This window comes from Streptomyces sp. NPDC014006 (assembly GCF_043088925.1).
Lineage (GTDB): Bacteria > Actinomycetota > Actinomycetes > Streptomycetales > Streptomycetaceae > Streptomyces.
In genome coordinates, this window is the sequence record NZ_JBICAJ010000007.1 from 240,113 (window position 1) to 257,125 (window position 17,013).

The following is a 17,013-nucleotide window of genomic DNA, read 5'->3' on the forward strand; positions in this document are numbered from 1 at the left end:
GGTGGGGGCCGGTGAGGCCACCGTCCGTTGTGCAGACGGACGGCGTATGCGGAACTAATCGCTCAGGCGTCGGGCTCGGACATCGGGCTCAGGCGTCGGGCTCAGGCGTTGCGGAGGTCCTCCACGGTCGCCGCCGTACCGGGCAGGGCGGAGCGGGCCGGGGCCCGCAACCCGTCCAGGAACAGCTGCAGATGGCGGTGGACGAAGCGGTCGAGGCTGCCGCAGCCGGTGCCGGCCGGGGGCCGGCTGAGCTGCGCGACGGCGATCACCAGATCACCGACCTCGACATCGGTGCGGAGCTGGCCGGCCGCCTTGGCGCGGTCCATGATCTCCGCGATGAGGTCCTCGGCCCCCTGCCGCGCCGCCTCCAGGTCGGGGTGGTTCTTGTCGAAGGTGGTGGAGACCATCGGGCACAGCGCGCTGATCCGCTCGTCGGCGGCCGTGTGCGCGAAGCGCTCCAACGCCTCGAAGGCATCCCCGGTCTCGGCCAGCGCCTCCTCGGCCGCCCGCGCCGTACGGTCCATGACGGAGCAGACGACCTCGCGGACGAGGGCGTCCCGGTCGGGGAAGTTGCGGTACACCGTGGCGTTGCCGACGCCGGCCCGGCGGGCGATCTCGTCGAGCGGCACGTCGGGGCCGTGCTCGACGAACATCTCCCGCGCGGCGGTGACGATGCGCTCGCGGTTGCGCAGGGCGTCGGCGCGGGGCCGGGGCACCTTGCGCGGCGCGGTTGCGGTGGTCGTCACGGTGTACTCCTCGGGCTGTCTGTCTGGGTGACTCACGATCCGGGGACACGGTCCCCGTTTCGCGCGAACACCTGACTAAACGGGGAGACGGTCCCCGGTTATTTCCCGGCGTCGGGGGGATTTTCCGTGACCTGGGTCACAGGGCGTGTAGGGGGTGCGGGTTGGGGGCTCGGCGGGCCTGGGTGGGGACGCCGGTTGGGGGCTCGGCGGGCCCGGGTGGGGACGCCGGCCGCCCTGGCCCCCTGGATGCACCCGGCACCCGCCGCACGAGCCGCCCTGGCCCCCGGATGCACCCGGCGCCCACCCCGCGAGGGGTCCCACGGGACCCCCGCCCGCCGCTGACCACCCGAGCGAGCCGGACCCGCCCAACTCCCCACCACCCCACACGCACCACCCCCCGATCGGCCCGCTCCAGCGCGCGAGCGCACCCGGTGCAACGGAGGGTGATCGCATGGGTGCAGCCGGGAGTCGGCGGCTGCCTGGAGCGAAGGGCCCTGCATGCAGCCGCAGCGACCCCGGAGGGGAACGCACCGCCGCCGCCGGATACGCCCGCGCCGCACGGCCGCCCTCGCCTCCGTCACGCTGCTGACCCTCGCCGTCAGCACCACGGCCGGCACCGGGCACCTGACGCCGGGCGCCTCCCCGGCCGGGGCGGGCCCCGTCGCGGCGCTGTCCCGTTCCACCACGCTGGGCCCCTGCATGATCACCGGTGGCCCGTCCGTCCAGATGTCCGAGGGCGTGCCCACCGCCGGCGGCTACGCGCACTCCACGGGGACCGTGCGCGCGCTGACCCTGATGATCGACTTCCCGGACGCGCGGGGACAGGGCAAGGCGATGGACCGCTTCCACGAGTTCTTCCCGCAGACCCAGCGGTGGTTCCGCACCGCCTCCTACGGCCGCCTGGACTACCGCCCGCTCACCCCGATCCGCCACTGGCTGCACCTGCCGAAGCCGTTCAAGGCGTACGGCATAGAGCGCGGCGCCCCCTTCGACCCGGGCTACCGCGCGCTGGTCCAGGACATCGTGGCCACCGCGGACGCCCAGGTGGACTTCAGCGCCTACGACCTGCTCAACGTGCTGGTCACCCCGAACGCGGGCCCCTCCGCCCTGGACACCGTGCTGTCGGTGACCTTCGCGGGCAACGCGGACGCCCCCGTCGCGGACGGAGTCCCGGTCGCCAACGCCTCGTTCGTCTACTCCCGCCAGGACGACGGCTCCGGCTCCTACGCCCGCACCGGCTACCGGGTCCTGCCGCACGAGAACGGCCATGTCTTCGGGCTGCCCGACCTGTACACCGCGGACGGCGGGGGCGCGGTCGGGCACTGGGACATCATGAGCGAGGACTGGGGCGCCGACAACGACCTGCTCGGCTGGCACAAGTGGAAGCTGGGCTGGCTCGACGCCAACCAGGTCCGCTGCGCCGCCTCACCCGGCACGGCCGAGTTCCCGCTCACCCCGCTCGCCCGGCCCGGCGGGCCCAAGCTGGTCTTCGTCCCGCTCGACGCCCGTACCGGATACGCGCTGGAGCTGCGCACCCGGGAGGGCAACGACGAGGCGGTGTGCCGGCCGGGCGTCCTGATCTACCGCGTGAGCGCCGACGTCGACACGGGCATGGGGCCGGTGCAGGTGTACGACTCGCGGCCCGACAGCGGCGGCTGCACGCGCAGCCCGAACGTCCACGCCGAACTCTCCGACGCCACCTACGTCCCGGGCCAGACCTTCGAGGACCCCCACCACGGCATCCGCATCAAGGTGACGGAACCGGACCGCGAGGGCGAAGAGGAGGGCGAGGTGGTGGTCAGGGTGACGCGGAAGTAGGACACCGGGGCGTGGGCCGGCCGGAGCGCGGCCGGGCCGCGGGGAACGATCGCTCGGCACCCAGCCACCGCACCCCGCCGACACGGTGTCCGCAAGGCCCCTGCCCCGCCGATACGGCGTCCGCGAGTCCCCTGCCCCGCCGGATACGGTGTCCGCACGTCCCCTCCCGCCAGCCCGGAGACCGCACGGCCCATGCACCCGCCGCCCGACACCGCCCACCCCGTCTCCGGAGCCACCGCGCCCCCGGAGGAGGCCGTCACCCCGCTGATCCGCGGTGTCGCCGTACTGCACCGGCTGACGGAGGCGGGCGGCACGCTCAGCCTGAGCGCGCTGGAGCGGACCACGGGTCTGGCCCGCTCCACGGTGGACCGCATCACCTCGACCCTGGCCCGCATGGGATACGTCCGCCTGGACGGCCGCGACGCGATCCTGACCCCTCGCGTGATGGAACTGGGCAACGCCTACCTGGCGGCCCTGCGCCTGCCGGCGCTGCTCTCGGCACGGGCGGACGCCCTGGCGGACGAACTGGACGAGTCGGTGTCGCTGGCGGTCGCCGACCGCGACGGCATCCGCCTCATCCACCAGGCGACCCGCCGCCGCGCGATGTCGCTGAGCTTCCGCATCGGCGACCTGCTCCCGGCCGAGCGCACGGCCCCCGGCCCGCTCTTCGCCACCGAGTGGACGGAGACCGACTGGCGCCGCTGGCACACCCGCCGGGCGGCGGACCCGCACGACGCCACCTTCACGGCCGTACCACCGCGCGAACGCCCGGCCCCCGACGAGGAGTTCGTCCACCGCACCCGGCAGGCGGCGAGGGACGGCTGGTCCCTGGACGACCAGCTGATCGAACCGGGCCTGGTGGCGATCTCGGCGCCGGTGCGGGACCCGGGGACCGGCCGCATCGCCTGCGTGGCCAGCATGGTGAGCCACACGAGCCGCCACACGGCGGACGAACTGGCGGCAACGCTGCTCCCGCGCCTGCGGGAGGCGGTGCGGGCGATGGAGAAGGACCTGTCCGCGCGGTCCGCCGGGAACCCCGCGCCGCCCCCCGCCGGCCTGGCGACCTGGACGACGGCATCGAAGAACGAACTGGGCCGCACCTTCGTCGAATCCCTGGCCCGCGGCCTCACGGTCCTGACGGCATTCGACGAGGGCAGGGGGGCCCTGACGCTGACGGAGGTGGCAAAGGTGACGGGCCTGGTGAGAGCGACGGCCCGCAGAGCACTGATCACCTACGAGCACCTGGGCCTGGTGGAGGCGGCGGAGGACCGCACGTTCTCCCTGACTCCCGGGGTGCTGTCCCTGGGCTTCCCGCCCCTCTCCCGCACCACGCTGCCGGACATCGCGGAACCCCACCTGCGCGCCCTGACGCGCCGCATCCAGGAATCGACGGCCCTGGCGATCCGCACCCCGTCCCCGGACCAGATCCACTACGTGGCCCGCGCGACGCACCACAGGGTGATGAGCGCGAACATCCCCCTGGGCACCGGCCTCCCCGCATCCCAGACCTCGGCGGGCCGCATCCTGCACCCGCCCGGGAAGGCCGCCACCCCCTACGTCCTCCTGAACGCGGAACTGGAAGCGGGCCTGCGCACGTTGGCGGTCCCGATCCACGACGCCAGGGGCAAGGTGGTCGCGTCCCTGACGACGGCAACGCACGCGGCCCGCCGCACCCCGGAAGACTGCGTGGAGAGCCTCCTCCCCGAACTCCTGGCAACGGCATCCCGAATCGAGGAGGACCTCCACACGGCGTCCCGCTTCACGCAAGTCCCGCTTGCGTGAGGGTGGTTCGATCAGGTCACCTTTCCCCGTCCTCCCGCCCGGCGATGACGCCGACGCACTCTTCGAGGGCGGCATGCAAGGGGCTCACGAAGGCGGCGAGCTCGGCGTCGCACGCCGCGCCTTCCTCCAACACCGCCCCGACGACGGCGACGAGCACGGCAGCGGCTTCCAGAGCATGCCGATCGGCTCAGCCCCGGCACGGAAGCTCTCACTTCCGGCCGGGGCGCTTCTGTGCGGCCACGGCATCGCCTTGTATCGCTACGTAGCGATACGTATCCCAAAGAGCGCGCGCGTATCAGTGCGCTTGCCTAGCGTCGACTGCATGAACGCTGACGCTGAGATCGACCACGGCGCACCTCTCACGCCGTACCGGCAACTGGCGGAGATTCTGCGTGCCCAGATCCGGCGCGGCGACTGGCAGCCGGGGCGGATGCTGCCGAGCGAAGCGCAGCTGGTGCAGCGGTACGGGATCGCCCGCACGACGGTACGCCGCGGCCTCGGCCTGCTCGCCGACGAAGGCTGGGTGTACGCCGTACCCCAGCGAGGCTGGTTCGTCTCCGAACCCCTGCCGGCGGACTGAGGACCTGCCTGTGCAGCGGGGCAGGGGGGAGAGCACCGCTCTCCTGCAACCGGGCGCGCACGCGGTACACCCAAGAGCGTGCCTGATCGTGGCTAACCAGGGACGCACCATGCTCTGGTCCCCGGCGCTGACGACATGGAACTGGACAGCACCCGGCGACTCGCGCCAGATCGCGACGGAGATCATCCGGCGCATCAAGGACGGCACGTACCCTCCGGGCAGCCGGGTGCCGTCCACCTTGGAGATCGCCCAGGAGTTCGGCGTCGTGAACGCCACGGCGGCCGCTGGACGCTCGTGGACCTCGCTCCCTCCCCCCAACAGACGCATCCGCTACCCTGTCATCAGCCAGCCGGGCTTCCGGCGGCGCCGCCTTCGTAGCTCAGGGGATAGAGCACCGCTCTCCTAAAGCGGGTGTCGCAGGTTCGAATCCTGCCGGGGGCACAGAGAAACACCAGGTCAGGGGCCCTTCCGTCCGACGGACGGGAGGGCCTTCGCACTCGCAGCACGCGGAGTCGCCGATGCGGCCCGCCCTCAAGCCCGAGTACCGGGGCTACTACGGGCAGCTGATCCTGAACGGCGACTGAGCGCCTCTCGGTGTGGGCGGAATTCCCATTCCCAGCAAACATGCTTCCGGCTCGCGGGCGCGGCCGCTGCGCATCGCGGCCACGGCATCAAGTACCGGGAGAGTGCTGGGAGATGAAGTTCTTTCTGAGGCCACGCGAGTTCACGTCGCGCCAACCCAGACCAAGCCTCCGACCTGCACGTAACACCAGGTCAGGCGTAGTGCTGAGAGATCAGCACCGGCGCCCGTCTGCTGACGAGCACGCAGCAGGGTGTGCGGTCAGAGCCACTCCCAGCGCTTGAAAACGAAGTACAGCGTCAGAGAGACAACGACGATGACGGCGCTGGAAACGATGAAACCCGACTGGTGTGCGAACCCGGGGTAGGGAAGGTTCTGTCCGTAGAAGCCAGTGATCGCCGTGGGCACGGCGATGATCGCGGCCCAGCCCGTCACCTTCTTCATGATCAGATTGACCCGGTTCGCCTGCACGGACAAGTTGGTCTCCATCACCGAAGCCACTAGGTCGCGCAGCGACTCCGTCCACTCGCCGGCACGCAGCACGTGGTCGTACACATCTCGGTAGTACGGCAGCAAGGGATCATCAACGATGTCGAGGTCGGGGCGCATGAGGGCGTTGACGACCTCCCGCATGGGCAGGACCACGCGACGGAGCCGGACCAGTGATTTCCGCAGGGCGTAGGACTGGCGCTGTACGGTCTGGATCTGCCGGCCGCCTTCGGCGAAGAGAAGATCTTCCAGCTCCTCGATACGTTCGTCGAGCTGCCGTACCGCGGCGAAGTGCCCGTCGACGACATGGTCGAGCAGACCGTGGAGCAGAAAGGCCACCCCGTGCGCTGTCAGAGCCGGGGTGCGGTCCCAGCGGGCGACCAGTTCGTCGAGGGAGAACGCGGCGTCCTTGCGGACCGTGATCAGCGCTTGTGGCGTGAGGATGACCGCGAGCTCACTCATCGTCAGTCCCGCACTGTCCGGGTCGACGGCGACCGCGTAGACGCTGAGGAAGTGATGGGTGCGGTAGTTGTCGAGTTTCGCCCGCTGCCCCTCGTGCAGCGCGTCCTCGAGAGCCAGCTCATGGAGACCGAGTTCCTCGCCGACCGCCGTGAACTCGGCGCGGTCCGGGCGGTACAGATCCAACCACACGGTCGCAGAGGAGTCCGCCAGATGCCGGGAGATGTCCCGGACCGGGAAGTCCTCTTCAACCAGGGAACCGTCGCGGTACAGCCGGGTACGGGCCATGTCGCGCACCCTAACGGCACCAGCGGAACATCGGCGGACACCACTGCCGGAGATGCACCCCGACGGGCGGCACCGCCACGTTGGTCACCGTGGTGCACAACTGCGGCGTCCTCGTGATCGCGGCGCAGGTCTGCCTCCTGTACGGATCGGCCGGTCTGTACAACGTCCAGGGCTCGTTCTGGGACGACGGCACCGCCCTGCACTATGTGCTGAACCTGGAGCTCTTCCAGCCGTGGCCCGCGCTCTCCCACGCCGTGGACCGGTATCCGCTCGCGATGGCGGTCGTCGGATACCTGACCGTTCTCACCCAGGTCGCCTTTCCGTTCGTGCTCTTCGGCCGGCTCAAGTGTCCTGGCCGTGCTGCTGGGCATGCACGTCGCCATGGCGTGGTTCTCGGACCGCCGCTCGGGCGCGATGATCGTCGCGGACGCCGTGTTCCTTCCCGACCGCTCCTACACGTTCCTGCCTCACCTCCTTCGGCGCAGCGCCAGTCGATGCAAAACGCTCCTCGCACAACAGTGACTCTCCCGCGCACCGGGTGCAGGGCCGGGCCGTGCGGGAGATCCCCGGCCGGTACTCCACATCCATGCGGCCGCCGCTCCTCGCCGCCGGGAAACGCGGAGTAGTGTGGACATTACCGAGGGCATCTCGCACACCGGCTTCCACGCCGGGTCGCCCCCGGCGAAAGATGAAACCCGGGCCGCCGCGGAGGCGGCCCGGAGACGGGTCCGCATCATGTCGGCGACCTTGCTTCCCACCCTGCCGCACGCCGAGCCCGTCGCAGCCCCGGCCGCGCGTCTCGCGCTGAAGACCGACGGCACCTCCCGGGGACTCCTGGACGGAGCCTGGTGGCCCCGGTCCCGGGATCTGCTGAGCGAACTGCCGGCGCTCACGGACGTGTTGGATCCCCTCTGGGGCCGCATCACCCGCATCGCCGTCAACCCGGAGCACTGGCCGGTCATCCCCCGCAAGATTCCCGTGGACGGGCACATCGTCAAGGTCGGCTGGTTCACCCCGGAGATCGACCCGCACAAGATGCTGCTGCTCTCCTACGGCGCCGGCCGCTGGGATCTCCTCATCATTCCGCCCGAGACCGGATCGGAGTCGGCGGCTCGGCTGATGGCAGCCGCGTCCGAGTACGACGGGCCGCCCCTGACCGCGAGCGCGTTGATCGTCGCGGAGGAGGCCCGGCACGGTGTCTCGGTCACTGACCGGCCACTGGAACCGGACGAGGCATGGGAGTACGAGGGCGGCGCCTCGGCGGTGTCCGCGGCCGTTCCCGGTCAGACCGGTCCACCGAGGCCGGCCAGCCGGCTGACCGTCGGTATGTGAGGTGGCCGCCGTGAACGCCTTCCTGACGGTCACCGCCTTCCTGGTTCTCGTCGCAGTGGCGGCGTACGTGATCCACCGGCTCGACCTCCAGCACGCCAACAGGATCGCCGCGTACCGGTACAGCGCCCCCCGGCCCGGCCGCCGCGGCCGCTGCGCGCCACAGCGGCCGCTACGCGCCGCAGCCGTACCACGCGCCACGGGTGATCATCCGCGCTCCCCGCCGGCCGCCCGACCGCGCCTCGGAACCGTCGGCTCACTCCGCGGCGACGCGAGCCGGCGTACCCCCGGGCCCGGGCCCCGAACCGGGCGGGAAGCGGCCGGGACCCGCGGACGGGGCATCTGAGCAGCATCCGAATCGAGGCGTCATGACTCTTCCGCAGCTGAACATCTACCGGCACGACCGGGACAGGCGGGCACTGGTCACCCTGGCCGGTGTGATCGACCCCGCCACCGCGCCCCAGGTGCGCGCCGCTCTGGAGCGGTGCCTGCAGGACGGCATCACCCTCATCGACGTCGATCTGACCACCGTCGACCGCTGTGACAGCAGCGGCCTGCGCGTCTTCCTCGACGTGTCACGGCACGCCGCCGAGACCCACGCGTCCCTGCGGCTGCACCACCCCTGCCCGCAGACCGAACGACTGCTCACGGACACGGGCTCCACCCGTCTGCTCCGTGCGACGAGACCGGGAGGGGCGCGGCCTCAGCGAGCCGGGCGCCGAGGAGATCGCCACACGGAGCGGGCCGCCAGGTAGAGCAGATCGGCGATGAGGAGCAGGACACCGGCGGAGGTCAGATAGAGCGTGCCGGCGACGCCGGCCCCGATGGCGATCAGAGCGACTGCGGCGACGAGCAGGCTCAGGAAGAGGACCATGGCGGAATGCCTCCCTTCCGGGAACCGCGGCGTGGATGGTTCCGGGGCGGTCGTGAAGACCTGCGCTGCGGGCCACCCTCGGAGGGGCTGGCCGGGTCCCCCGCCCTCGGAGGGGGACCCGCCGGGTCCCCCGTCGGGAGTCCGGCACCGGGGATCAGTCGGCGCGTCGTGCGTGGTGGCGGACTTCGGTGAGCCGGACCTTCGTGGGGAGGCTGTCCAGGCCGGCCGAGTCCCGTGCGTGGGAGAGGGTTTCCCCGCTCAGTCGCCCCAGCGTCCGCGCCGGATCGGCGTGCGGCTCCAGCACCAGCCGTACCCGCGCGGCCGGAGCGGTGCTTCGGCCCGTCACCCGTACATGAGCCCGTGCGACCCCCTCCAGGTCCCGCGCCTCCGCCTCGATCGCGTCCTCCAGCGTGCCGCCGTCGAGTCGGGCCGGCGCCCCGTCCCCGCTGTCGACGAGGACGCCGCCCAGGCGGTGCCTGCGCTGCGCGAGGAGCCACCACAGCAGCAGGGCCAGCAGCACGGCGAGCACCGCGATGACGGTCGGCCACCACCAGCCTTCCTCCCGCCACCGGGTGCGGCCCTCGGTGCCCAGCACCACGTCGTCGGGCCCGCGGAAGGGCCACCAGTCCGGCAGACCGAAGTCCCAGCGGCGCGGCAGGTCCAGCCCGCCCAGCAGCACACCGCCGCCCAGGGCGAACAGCCCGAGGCCGACGAGCCCCAGCAGCACCCGGTTCACCGCCTTGAGCATCGGGATCACCTCAGCCCTTCTTCGGGCGCCGGACGCGCACGGTCAGCGTGGGTGGCCGGGCCAGACCCAGGAACGTCACGGCTTCGCCCAGCGTGGCGTCCAGGTCCGTGCGGACCTCCTCGAGATCGCGGAAATGGGCGCGCGCCCGGGCCTTGACCTTCCGGCGGCCGACGGCGACCTGTACCGACTGGACACCGGGTACCCGCACCGCCCGGTCGCGCAGAACCAGGTCGGCCGCGCGGCGGTCGAGCCCGGCACGGACCTCCCCCTTTCCGGGGCTGCCGGCGGGCTGCCGCATGGGCAGCAGCCTGCGCAGTCCCGGCGTCACCGCCAGCAGGAAAAGCGACAGGCCGAGGGCCATCGCGGCCGCGGCCCCGACGATCATCCAGACGTCGTCCAGTGGTCGGGTGGCCAGTTCCTCGGCGAGCCGCCGCCGCCAGCGCATCGCGGACCGGCCCGCCCGGACCGAGACCACGTCGTACAGGAGCAGTCCGGTGGCCGCGGCGGACAACAGGGCCACCAAGGCGGCGGGAACCCGCCGCGTCGACCAGAAACGGCGCACCCGCCGGTCCGATGCCTCGACCGCCGGTGTCGAGTCGGCCGTGGCCGGGTCCTTGCCCCGACTGCCGTCCGCGGACGGGTCCGCCCTTCCGGATCCGGGGGGAGGGTCGCTGTCACCGGCCGGCCGCCCCCGGGTGTCCGCGCTCATCTCACCCTCTCCTCGCCCGCGTGCCGCGTATGCGCCGAGTGCAGTCGCCCGACCGACACCACGAGATGTGACACGTCCATACCGGACCATGTCCTGAGCCGTTCGGTGACCTCCCTGCGCACGGCGGCGCACTGTGCCCCGATGTCGGACGGATAGCCGAGCTCGACGGTGATGTGCAGCCGTGCCTCACCGAGCGCCGCCGGTCGTCCTGCGGCGGACTCGCCGTCCCGCCCTGCGGTCCGCCGCTCCGGCGCCCGCCGCACGGAGGTGGTCACGTGGGGCGTCCGGCGGCCCGGCGGTACGTGGCCGGCCGACTCGTGGAACCGGCTCAGCGCCTCGCGCGCCACGCGGGAAGCGATCTTCGCGACGACCCGGTCGGCGACGGTGGTCGCCCCGCGCGCCCTGCGGGGGATGCCCGGACGCCGCTCCGCTTCGTCGGTCACTGCCGCCAGTCTCCCCGAGCCCGTCGCCGGTCGTCGCGGATCCGCTCCTGCCGGTCCCGGCGACGGACGAAGTCGCCCAGTTCGAGATCACCTTCCATGAACCGTCCTAGCACGAGACCGACGACGCCCAGCGCCAGCACCAGCAAGAACGCCCAGAAGTCACCGAAATACGCGGCGAAACCCAGCGCCATTCCGGCCATCAGGCCCACCACGGCTCTGCTCATCACGCGCTCCTTCGCTCACTCGGGCTGCTGCGCCCCGGCTACTGGATCCGCTGTCGCTCCTCCCCTTCGTCCTCCTCGTCGGGGAGCTTCACATCGCTGACCGTGATGTTGACTTCGACGACTTCGCGTCCCGCCATCCGCTCCACCGCGGAGATCACGCTCTCCCTCACCTCACCGGCGACGTCCCTGATCGAGACGCCGTACTCGACGACGATCTCCAGGTCGATGGCCGCCTGCAGCTCTCCTACCTCGACGCTGACCCCGCGTGTGACGGACTTGCCGCTGCCGGCACCGGGCATCCGCTCCCTCATGGATCCCATCGAGCGGGCGAAACCACTGCCCAGGGCGTGGACGCCGGGCACATCCCGTGCCGCCATTCCGGCGATCTTCTCCACCACCACATCGGCGACCGTCGTCCGGCCGCGATCAGCGGGAACGCCACCGTGCCTTGCGCCGGTGTTCTCAGTCATCGGGATATTCCTCCCTCAAGGGCCCATCTGACCATGATATTTCCGATTATATTCGCTTTAGCGTGCACTGCAGGACTTGAACGCTGTGAGGCGCGAGGGTCGGACACGTCGCCTGAGAGAGGGTGAGAGGCCGGTGAAGACCGAGGCTTGGACGCAGGCGGTACGGCACCAGTTCGGCCTGGGCCGGTTGCTCCCGCTGGGCGGGCCCGCCGACGGGGCATGGATCACTGAGCAAGCGGCCGTCCAGGCCCTCGGTCGGGCCGCGAACGAGATTCCCGGGGTGCGGCTGGAGTCTCTGCGCATCGGGCCGGCGCCGCTCGAGTCCGTGTCAGAGCCGGCCGTTCGTCCGCCGGCCAGCGCCATGCCGCCGGGCCCGCTCAGGATCGAAGCCGCGTTCTCGGCATCACTCGGGCGGCCACTGCCGGAAACCGCCGACCAGTTGAGGAGCAGGCTGCTGGACGCGGCCGCTCGACGGCTCGGTCTGACAACCGTGACGGCCGACCTGCGCGTCACGGACCTCCACGAGGTTCCCCACGCGGGTACGAAGGCGCGGCCCGTTGCGAGATCCATGAAACTCACGCCGCAAAGCACAGCCGCAGCAACGACCGCAACCGCACGCAGCTCGCTCTCCGTGACCGGAGCGGGCTCCCCGCGAGGGCCCGTCGGGGATCTGGCGGACGTCGCAACGGGTGTTCCGGGCGTCGCCGGCCTCACCACCGTGCTGGGGAGCCGCCCGGTCAAGATGGAGGACAATGCGGACCCACCCGGCCGGCGTGTCGAGGTCCACTTCGCGGTCACCCCCGGACACCATCCCCTGGAAGTCGCGCGCGCCGTCCGGACTGCCGTGGCCGACGCGGCGGCCACCGACGCCCCGGGCCCGGTCACCGTTGCCGTCCTCATCACCGAGACCGCGGCCTGACCGGCCGGGCGTCGACCACTCATCAGCGATCAGCGGGATTCGCTTCACCGGCCGGAGTCGGTTCTGCCGACAGCACGCGGACCGCTCCGGAGGCCCCGTCTGACACGGTGTGAGACGCCCGCGCCGGGGTACCCGCGAGAAACAGAGGGCCTGCGCAGCAGCCGCTGACGGACGAAGCAGACGCCTCCCAGCTCTGTGGCCGCGTGATGTGTCCGCCACCACGGAGGACGAAAGGCTCGCCTGCGGCCCGGTCCCAGCGGCTCCCGGGGCGGCGCCGAGCCAACCGGCCTTCTTCGGAGAGATTCACCATCATGAGCAGTAACACCGCGGTCCGCCCCCCGCCCTCGGAGGCGTCCGGCAGTGACTTCGCCCGCCTGTCGAGAAAGATCGCCGCCGCCGGGCTGCTGGGGCGCCGTCCGGCCTACTACGCGCTGCGGACCACGGTGGTGGCCGGGCTCTACGTCAGTGGGTGGGCCGCCGTCGCGCTCATCGGCGACAGTTGGTGGACTCTGGCGGTCGCCGCCTTCCTTGCCGTCGTCTTCGGCCAGGTCGCCCTGCTCGCCCATGACGCGGCGCACCGCCAGGTGTTCCGCCGACGCCGGGCCAGCGAGGTGTCCGGACGGATCGCCGGTGCCGGTATCGGGATGGGATACGGCTGGTGGCAGGACAAGCACACCCGCCACCACGCCAACCCCAACCACGAGGATCTCGACCCCGACCTCGCCCCCGACCTGCTGGTCTGGTCCCAGGACCAGGCGCGGACCGCCAAGGGGCTCCCCCGCCTGATAGGCCGCTGGCAGGCGTACCTGTTCTTCCCGCTCCTCACCCTGGAGGGCTTCAACCTGCACGTGTCGAGCGTGAAGGCACTGGCCAATCGTTCGCTCAAGCACCGCACGCTCGACGGCGTCCTGCTGTTCGCGCACTTCGTGCTCTACCTGACCGTGCTGCTGTGGCTGCTGCCGCCCGGCATGGCGATCGCCTTCCTCGCCGTCCACCAGTGCCTGTTCGGCGTCTACCTGGGCTCCCTCTTTGCGCCCAACCACAAGGGCATGCCGATCCTGACAGGCGAGGACCGCCCGGACTTCCTCCGTCGCCAGGTGCTCACCTCACGCAACGTGCGCGGCGGCTGGTTCACCGACATCGCGCTGGGCGGGCTGAACCATCAGATCGAGCACCACCTGTTCCCCAGCATGCCCAGCCCCAATCTGCGCAAGGCCCGGACCATCGTGCGGCGCCACTGCCAGGAACTGGGTGTGGACTACGTGGAAACCGGGTTGATCGCCTCCTACCGGTTGGCACTCGCCAGTCTCCACCGGGCCGGAGCACCGCTCCGGCACGTAAGTGTCCCCACCTGACAGACCTGCCGGAGCCGTCGGAGGCCGTGATGTGGTCACCGTAGGTCCTGCAGCAGCATGCCGAGACCGGGCGTCCACGACCTCCGTGCCGGAGCCGTGGCGCCGAGAGATCAGTCGTCATCCTGGGCCACCCGTAACACGGATACGGCGGGTGAGGGGATGACAGCAGAACGGCGCGCGGCCCGCTCCGAGAGTGCGGGGAGGACCAGCGGATCGACCGCGTGAACCCAATGGAGGGGACCAGCCTTGGTATCCGGGCGGTGACGCGAACCTGCTCATGGTCGAGTTGACGCCGCGGACCTCTCGCGCCCGTCGTCCGACACCGTTGCGCCGTCGCGCCCGGCGGTGACCCGTCAGCCCGACGAACCGCGCCCGCTCCCGGTGTCGATGAGGATCTGTTCCGCCTGGCTGATGTTGTCCGCCCGGACCGCCTGGGCCATCGCGGTGCGGGCGGCGTCCGGTGCCGCGTCCGGCGGGACCACCAGGAGGGAGAAGATGTCCCGGTCGCCCCGGGTGATCAGGACCGTGTCGTCACCGACCGGGAAGGAATCGATGTGCACCACGCGGTCGTCCACGAGGATGCGCGTCGGGAGACCTTCCCAAGCTGCGGTGTCCAGCCCCACGCGGGTCACGGGGCCGAGGTGGGCGATGAGGGCACTCAGCAGCGCGGGCAGCTCGGCGCCCATGTCGCGCGAGCGCGGCCACCACGCACCATCGAGGACACCTTCACGTGATGCGGTCGTCTCCAGCCGGAGAAGCGCACAACCCGGGCGAACGGCCTCGTGGACACCGCTGGGCAGGCGCCGGGGAACGGGAGGTGTATCCGAGCTGGTCATGAGGACCACCCGTCTGTAGGGCAGGTGCGACAACGGGACCGCCTCGCACCTGTCACGCTACTCCTGGTGCCACGCGCGCCGGCGTCTCCGACATGGCCCTCTGCCGACCGGCCCCAGCCGGATCGGATCCAGCACACATGAGGCCGGGAAACCCCGTGAACACACGAGAACCACGGAAAATTGTTTTCCCGGGCCAGGCGACCTGAAGCGAGCGTTTTCGCAGGTCACAGTCGCCTTCGGAGAAAACTCCTAAAGCGGGTGTCGCAGGTTCGAATCCTGCCGGGGGCACCAGGCAAAAGGCCCCGGACCGATCATGGTCCGGGGCCTTTGACATCCACTTCTGACATCAACGCAGGCGGTCACTCGTGGATGGGGCGTCTCCTGAGCAGCCGGTCCATGCGGCTCATGGCCTCGCGCTGGGTGTCCTGCACGACCAGAGCACGGGACGGGACGGAACGGCGACACGGCTCTTGGAGTCCTGGACGTGGAGGACTGGCTGCAGGCGAGTGCTCGAACTCGACGAGACCCCGGAGGCCAGCGTCGCCCGCGAGGCCCAAGAGACGGGTGTACCAGGGGTCAAGATGTTCGTCAGCCTGTGGGACGAGTACCGACGATGGCGCCCGGTCGACGGCGGGACAAGACTTTGTGATCTTCGCGTCGGCTGCGTCCTTGTGGCCAGCCGTTAGCATCGGGCCATGACGTCACATCAGGCGGATGCCGCGTAGGTCCCCGCGCGAGGTGAGGGCCACCGTGCCCCATGGGCAAAGCGATGGCGCGGTGAGCACGCTGCTCATCAGCGCGTGTCCTGGGCCGCCGACGTGCGCTGCCGTCCACACGTACCTCTTCGTCGATGGCCTCGACGTAGTCGCGCGCAGCGACAGCAGAATGGCCGGCCTCGATCCGAGGCGACTGCTCCGCCCAGGCGGACCGCTGTATCCGACCGATACGCCATGCACGGTGGATGTGGCAACCCAGGGGCAACCCGAGCCAGGGCCGGACAGGCTGACCGTTCGGGTCCGGCTCCGGGGCGAGACGGTCATCTGGTCCGGTCTGATGTACCCGGGCCCCGATGGCAGGCCGATCGAGAAGGTTCGCTTCCGCCTGGAGCAGTACCTGGGCGAGGTCGAGCGAGGGTACGCGGCGTTGAAGGGCCCCTCTTCAGTCAGTAGTCCCGGATGAAGAGGTTCGTGAGCATGTGCCGGCTGTCGCGGCTTGCTCTGGTCGACGGAACCGTGCAGCGTGGCTGAGGCCGGTGGGGTGCAGCGAGGCATACGCCCGCCTCTCCGTCGGCGCACCCGCCGTCGCGGCGGGCTGCCGTCGGCTGGGGTCGGGCGCGGCAGGATCTTGAGGGCTGCAGTCCGCCGGGCACGACAGGGGCCCCGCCGACGCTGGTCGACGGGGCCCGGGTGGCGCGCGGGGTCAGCAGGCGTCGTACTTCCAGGCGCCGCCCTCAACCGTCCACGGCTGCCCCTGCTGGTCGAACTTCGGCAGGCCCTTCACTTTGTACGAGACGCGGCCCATGTCCCCTGAAACCGTCGCGTGCACGTCCGTCGCCGGGTGGTTGGGGCCGTAGTCCTTCGCGGCCTGCTCCACGGTGGCCGCGTACGTGGCCGGGTCTGCCTTGGCGCGACAGCGCTTCGACAGAAAGGCATACGCCCCTTCCCCGGCCCCTCCGAAGTAGAGGTTCACGTAGGTGGCCGCGACGCGCTCCAGTTCAGTGGCGTCGGGCGGCGTCGGGGCGGTGGTCGGCGTCTCGGCGGCCGTGGCGGGGCTGCTGTTCGGGGTGTCGGCTTTGTCGTCGCTGGACGAGGAGCAGGCGGCGAGGGTGGCGAGCAGGGCGGTGGTGAGCGTGATCGTGGCGCGGGTGCGCATGTGTCCCCCATGAACGGTGTGCTGGAGGGGGCATGGTGCCACGCCGGACATGGTTGGGGCCCCGCCCGGGGGAATTCGGCGGGGCCATGGGACCAGTCTGCGGCCGCTGTTGCAGAAGCGGTGCTGTGCGCTCACCCCCTTGCTCCATTGACATCCACGGCTGACATCAACGGCGGGGAACGATGACACACCGAAGCGGTCGCAGCCGGATCGCAGAGCGACCATCGAGCCCCGTTTCGGCACGCCATGCCGCAGCGTGATCGAACTCCTGAAGCGGGTGTCGCAGGTTCGAATCCTGCCGGGGGCACCAGCGCAAAGGCCCCGGACCGATCACGGTCCGGGGCCTTCGACATCCACCTCCGACGTCAACGCGGCGCGTCAGCTGTCCGGGCCGGACTGATGGCCGTCGCCCGGTCGGCCGGGATCACCGCCGTCCCTCCCGCCTCTCCGGCGCGGGGGGGGGGGGGGGGCCGGGGGGGGGGGGGGCGGCGG

Annotated in this window: 18 protein-coding genes, 1 tRNA gene and 1 pseudogene; 9 read left to right on the top strand and 11 right to left on the bottom strand. The window is 71.2% G+C overall.

Translation table 11 applies throughout. The annotated features are described in order from the left end of the window. Positions 1 to 101: 101 nt before the first annotated feature. Positions 102 to 746 (bottom strand): TetR/AcrR family transcriptional regulator, encoded by a 645-nt coding sequence (locus ACF1GV_RS24460; RefSeq protein ID WP_391684542.1) that lies wholly within the window; start codon positions 744 to 746, stop codon positions 102 to 104. Positions 747 to 1,244: 498 nt separating this feature from the next. Here ACF1GV_RS24460 and ACF1GV_RS24465 point away from each other — a divergent pair, with 498 nt between their 5' ends. Next, on the top strand, positions 1,245 to 2,564 hold the full coding sequence (locus ACF1GV_RS24465) for a M6 family metalloprotease domain-containing protein (RefSeq protein WP_391684545.1): 1,320 nt from the start codon (positions 1,245 to 1,247) through the stop codon (positions 2,562 to 2,564). A 192-nt stretch (positions 2,565 to 2,756) separates the two neighbouring features. Further along, positions 2,757 to 4,346, top strand: a complete 1,590-nt coding sequence (locus ACF1GV_RS24470) for a helix-turn-helix domain-containing protein (protein ID WP_391684548.1) — start codon at positions 2,757 to 2,759, stop codon at positions 4,344 to 4,346. A 16-nt stretch (positions 4,347 to 4,362) separates the two neighbouring features. Here the strand turns inward: ACF1GV_RS24470 and ACF1GV_RS24475 are convergent, their stop codons facing one another. Beyond that, entirely contained in the window at positions 4,363 to 4,503 is a 141-nt protein-coding gene (locus ACF1GV_RS24475) for a hypothetical protein (protein ID WP_391684550.1), read from the bottom strand. Positions 4,504 to 4,668: 165 nt separating this feature from the next. Between ACF1GV_RS24475 and ACF1GV_RS24480 the strand changes: the two genes are divergently transcribed. Both ACF1GV_RS24480 and ACF1GV_RS24485 read left to right on the top strand, forming a co-directional pair. Next, positions 4,669 to 4,926, top strand: coding sequence for a GntR family transcriptional regulator (locus ACF1GV_RS24480; protein WP_391684552.1), 258 nt, complete (start codon positions 4,669 to 4,671; stop codon positions 4,924 to 4,926). 368 nt (positions 4,927 to 5,294) lie between these two features. Then, positions 5,295 to 5,367 (top strand) — tRNA-Arg (locus tag ACF1GV_RS24485). 400 nt (positions 5,368 to 5,767) lie between these two features. On the opposite strand, the gene ACF1GV_RS24490 is transcribed toward ACF1GV_RS24485, so the two are convergent. Beyond that, the gene (locus ACF1GV_RS24490; RefSeq protein WP_391684555.1) at positions 5,768 to 6,742 is read right to left on the bottom strand and encodes a magnesium transporter CorA family protein; all 975 of its coding nucleotides are present in this window, start codon (positions 6,740 to 6,742) and stop codon (positions 5,768 to 5,770) included. Positions 6,743 to 6,819: 77 nt separating this feature from the next. Between ACF1GV_RS24490 and ACF1GV_RS24495 the strand changes: the two are divergent. The 3 genes and pseudogenes from ACF1GV_RS24495 to ACF1GV_RS24505 all read left to right on the top strand — a co-directional run. Next, positions 6,820 to 7,237, top strand: a pseudogene (locus tag ACF1GV_RS24495) (HTTM domain-containing protein); the annotation flags it as partial. 132 nt (positions 7,238 to 7,369) lie between these two features. Beyond that, positions 7,370 to 8,074 (top strand): DUF5994 family protein, encoded by a 705-nt coding sequence (locus tag ACF1GV_RS24500; RefSeq protein ID WP_391684558.1) that lies wholly within the window; start codon positions 7,370 to 7,372, stop codon positions 8,072 to 8,074. A 365-nt stretch (positions 8,075 to 8,439) separates the two neighbouring features. Beyond that, a complete protein-coding gene (locus ACF1GV_RS24505) occupies positions 8,440 to 8,826 on the top strand; it encodes an STAS domain-containing protein (protein ID WP_391684561.1) in 387 nt (128 codons plus the stop codon). On the opposite strand, the gene ACF1GV_RS24510 is transcribed toward ACF1GV_RS24505, so the two are convergent. From ACF1GV_RS24510 to ACF1GV_RS24535, 6 genes are all read right to left on the bottom strand, one after another. Continuing rightward, positions 8,775 to 8,945, bottom strand: a complete 171-nt coding sequence (locus ACF1GV_RS24510) for a hypothetical protein (protein ID WP_391684563.1) — start codon at positions 8,943 to 8,945, stop codon at positions 8,775 to 8,777. The genes ACF1GV_RS24505 and ACF1GV_RS24510 overlap by 52 nt on opposite strands. A gap of 154 nt (positions 8,946 to 9,099) precedes the next feature. Continuing rightward, the gene (amaP, locus tag ACF1GV_RS24515; RefSeq protein WP_391684566.1) at positions 9,100 to 9,693 is read right to left on the bottom strand and encodes an alkaline shock response membrane anchor protein AmaP; all 594 of its coding nucleotides are present in this window, start codon (positions 9,691 to 9,693) and stop codon (positions 9,100 to 9,102) included. Between the two features lie 10 nt (positions 9,694 to 9,703). Then, the gene (locus ACF1GV_RS24520) at positions 9,704 to 10,402 is read right to left on the bottom strand and encodes a DUF6286 domain-containing protein (RefSeq protein WP_391684569.1); all 699 of its coding nucleotides are present in this window, start codon (positions 10,400 to 10,402) and stop codon (positions 9,704 to 9,706) included. Then, the gene (locus tag ACF1GV_RS24525) at positions 10,399 to 10,845 is read right to left on the bottom strand and encodes an Asp23/Gls24 family envelope stress response protein (RefSeq protein ID WP_391684572.1); all 447 of its coding nucleotides are present in this window, start codon (positions 10,843 to 10,845) and stop codon (positions 10,399 to 10,401) included. The genes ACF1GV_RS24520 and ACF1GV_RS24525 overlap by 4 nt, the downstream gene beginning before the upstream one ends. Beyond that, positions 10,842 to 11,069 carry a hypothetical protein gene (locus ACF1GV_RS24530; RefSeq protein ID WP_391684574.1) on the bottom strand — a complete coding sequence of 76 codons (228 nt, stop codon included), beginning with the start codon at positions 11,067 to 11,069 and terminating at the stop codon, positions 10,842 to 10,844. The genes ACF1GV_RS24525 and ACF1GV_RS24530 overlap by 4 nt, the downstream gene beginning before the upstream one ends. Before the next feature lie 38 nt (positions 11,070 to 11,107). Further along, positions 11,108 to 11,539, bottom strand: coding sequence for an Asp23/Gls24 family envelope stress response protein (locus ACF1GV_RS24535; protein WP_391684577.1), 432 nt, complete (start codon positions 11,537 to 11,539; stop codon positions 11,108 to 11,110). 133 nt (positions 11,540 to 11,672) lie between these two features. Here ACF1GV_RS24535 and ACF1GV_RS24540 point away from each other — a divergent pair, with 133 nt between their 5' ends. Both ACF1GV_RS24540 and ACF1GV_RS24545 read left to right on the top strand, forming a co-directional pair. Beyond that, positions 11,673 to 12,458, top strand: coding sequence for a hypothetical protein (locus ACF1GV_RS24540; RefSeq protein WP_391684579.1), 786 nt, complete (start codon positions 11,673 to 11,675; stop codon positions 12,456 to 12,458). 311 nt (positions 12,459 to 12,769) lie between these two features. Next, positions 12,770 to 13,813 (top strand): fatty acid desaturase family protein, encoded by a 1,044-nt coding sequence (locus ACF1GV_RS24545; protein WP_391684582.1) that lies wholly within the window; start codon positions 12,770 to 12,772, stop codon positions 13,811 to 13,813. Between the two features lie 353 nt (positions 13,814 to 14,166). Here the strand turns inward: ACF1GV_RS24545 and ACF1GV_RS24550 are convergent, their stop codons facing one another. Both ACF1GV_RS24550 and ACF1GV_RS24555 read right to left on the bottom strand, forming a co-directional pair. Then, entirely contained in the window at positions 14,167 to 14,649 is a 483-nt protein-coding gene (locus ACF1GV_RS24550) for a DUF5994 family protein (RefSeq protein WP_361947075.1), read from the bottom strand. A gap of 1,419 nt (positions 14,650 to 16,068) precedes the next feature. Further along, a complete protein-coding gene (locus ACF1GV_RS24555; RefSeq protein WP_391684584.1) occupies positions 16,069 to 16,521 on the bottom strand; it encodes a hypothetical protein in 453 nt (150 codons plus the stop codon). Positions 16,522 to 17,013: the final 492 nt, after the last annotated feature.

Excerpts from the sequence above, each read along its gene's own strand:
- ACF1GV_RS24490 (WP_391684555.1), bottom strand. The coding sequence starts at position 6,742 with ATGGCCCGTACCCGGCTGTACCGCGACGGTTCCCTGGTTGAAGAGGAC.
- ACF1GV_RS24545 (WP_391684582.1), top strand. The coding sequence starts at position 12,770 with ATGAGCAGTAACACCGCGGTCCGCCCCCCGCCCTCGGAGGCGTCCGGC.
- ACF1GV_RS24480 (WP_391684552.1), top strand. The coding sequence starts at position 4,669 with ATGAACGCTGACGCTGAGATCGACCACGGCGCACCTCTCACGCCGTAC.
- ACF1GV_RS24535 (WP_391684577.1), bottom strand. The coding sequence starts at position 11,539 with ATGACTGAGAACACCGGCGCAAGGCACGGTGGCGTTCCCGCTGATCGC.
- ACF1GV_RS24470 (WP_391684548.1), top strand. The coding sequence starts at position 2,757 with ATGCACCCGCCGCCCGACACCGCCCACCCCGTCTCCGGAGCCACCGCG.
- ACF1GV_RS24555 (WP_391684584.1), bottom strand. The coding sequence starts at position 16,521 with ATGCGCACCCGCGCCACGATCACGCTCACCACCGCCCTGCTCGCCACC.
- ACF1GV_RS24520 (WP_391684569.1), bottom strand. The coding sequence starts at position 10,402 with ATGAGCGCGGACACCCGGGGGCGGCCGGCCGGTGACAGCGACCCTCCC.
- amaP (WP_391684566.1), bottom strand. The coding sequence starts at position 9,693 with ATGCTCAAGGCGGTGAACCGGGTGCTGCTGGGGCTCGTCGGCCTCGGG.
- ACF1GV_RS24510 (WP_391684563.1), bottom strand. The coding sequence starts at position 8,945 with ATGGTCCTCTTCCTGAGCCTGCTCGTCGCCGCAGTCGCTCTGATCGCC.
- ACF1GV_RS24550 (WP_361947075.1), bottom strand. The coding sequence starts at position 14,649 with ATGACCAGCTCGGATACACCTCCCGTTCCCCGGCGCCTGCCCAGCGGT.
- ACF1GV_RS24530 (WP_391684574.1), bottom strand. The coding sequence starts at position 11,069 with ATGAGCAGAGCCGTGGTGGGCCTGATGGCCGGAATGGCGCTGGGTTTC.
- ACF1GV_RS24465 (WP_391684545.1), top strand. The coding sequence starts at position 1,245 with ATGCAGCCGCAGCGACCCCGGAGGGGAACGCACCGCCGCCGCCGGATA.
- ACF1GV_RS24505 (WP_391684561.1), top strand. The coding sequence starts at position 8,440 with ATGACTCTTCCGCAGCTGAACATCTACCGGCACGACCGGGACAGGCGG.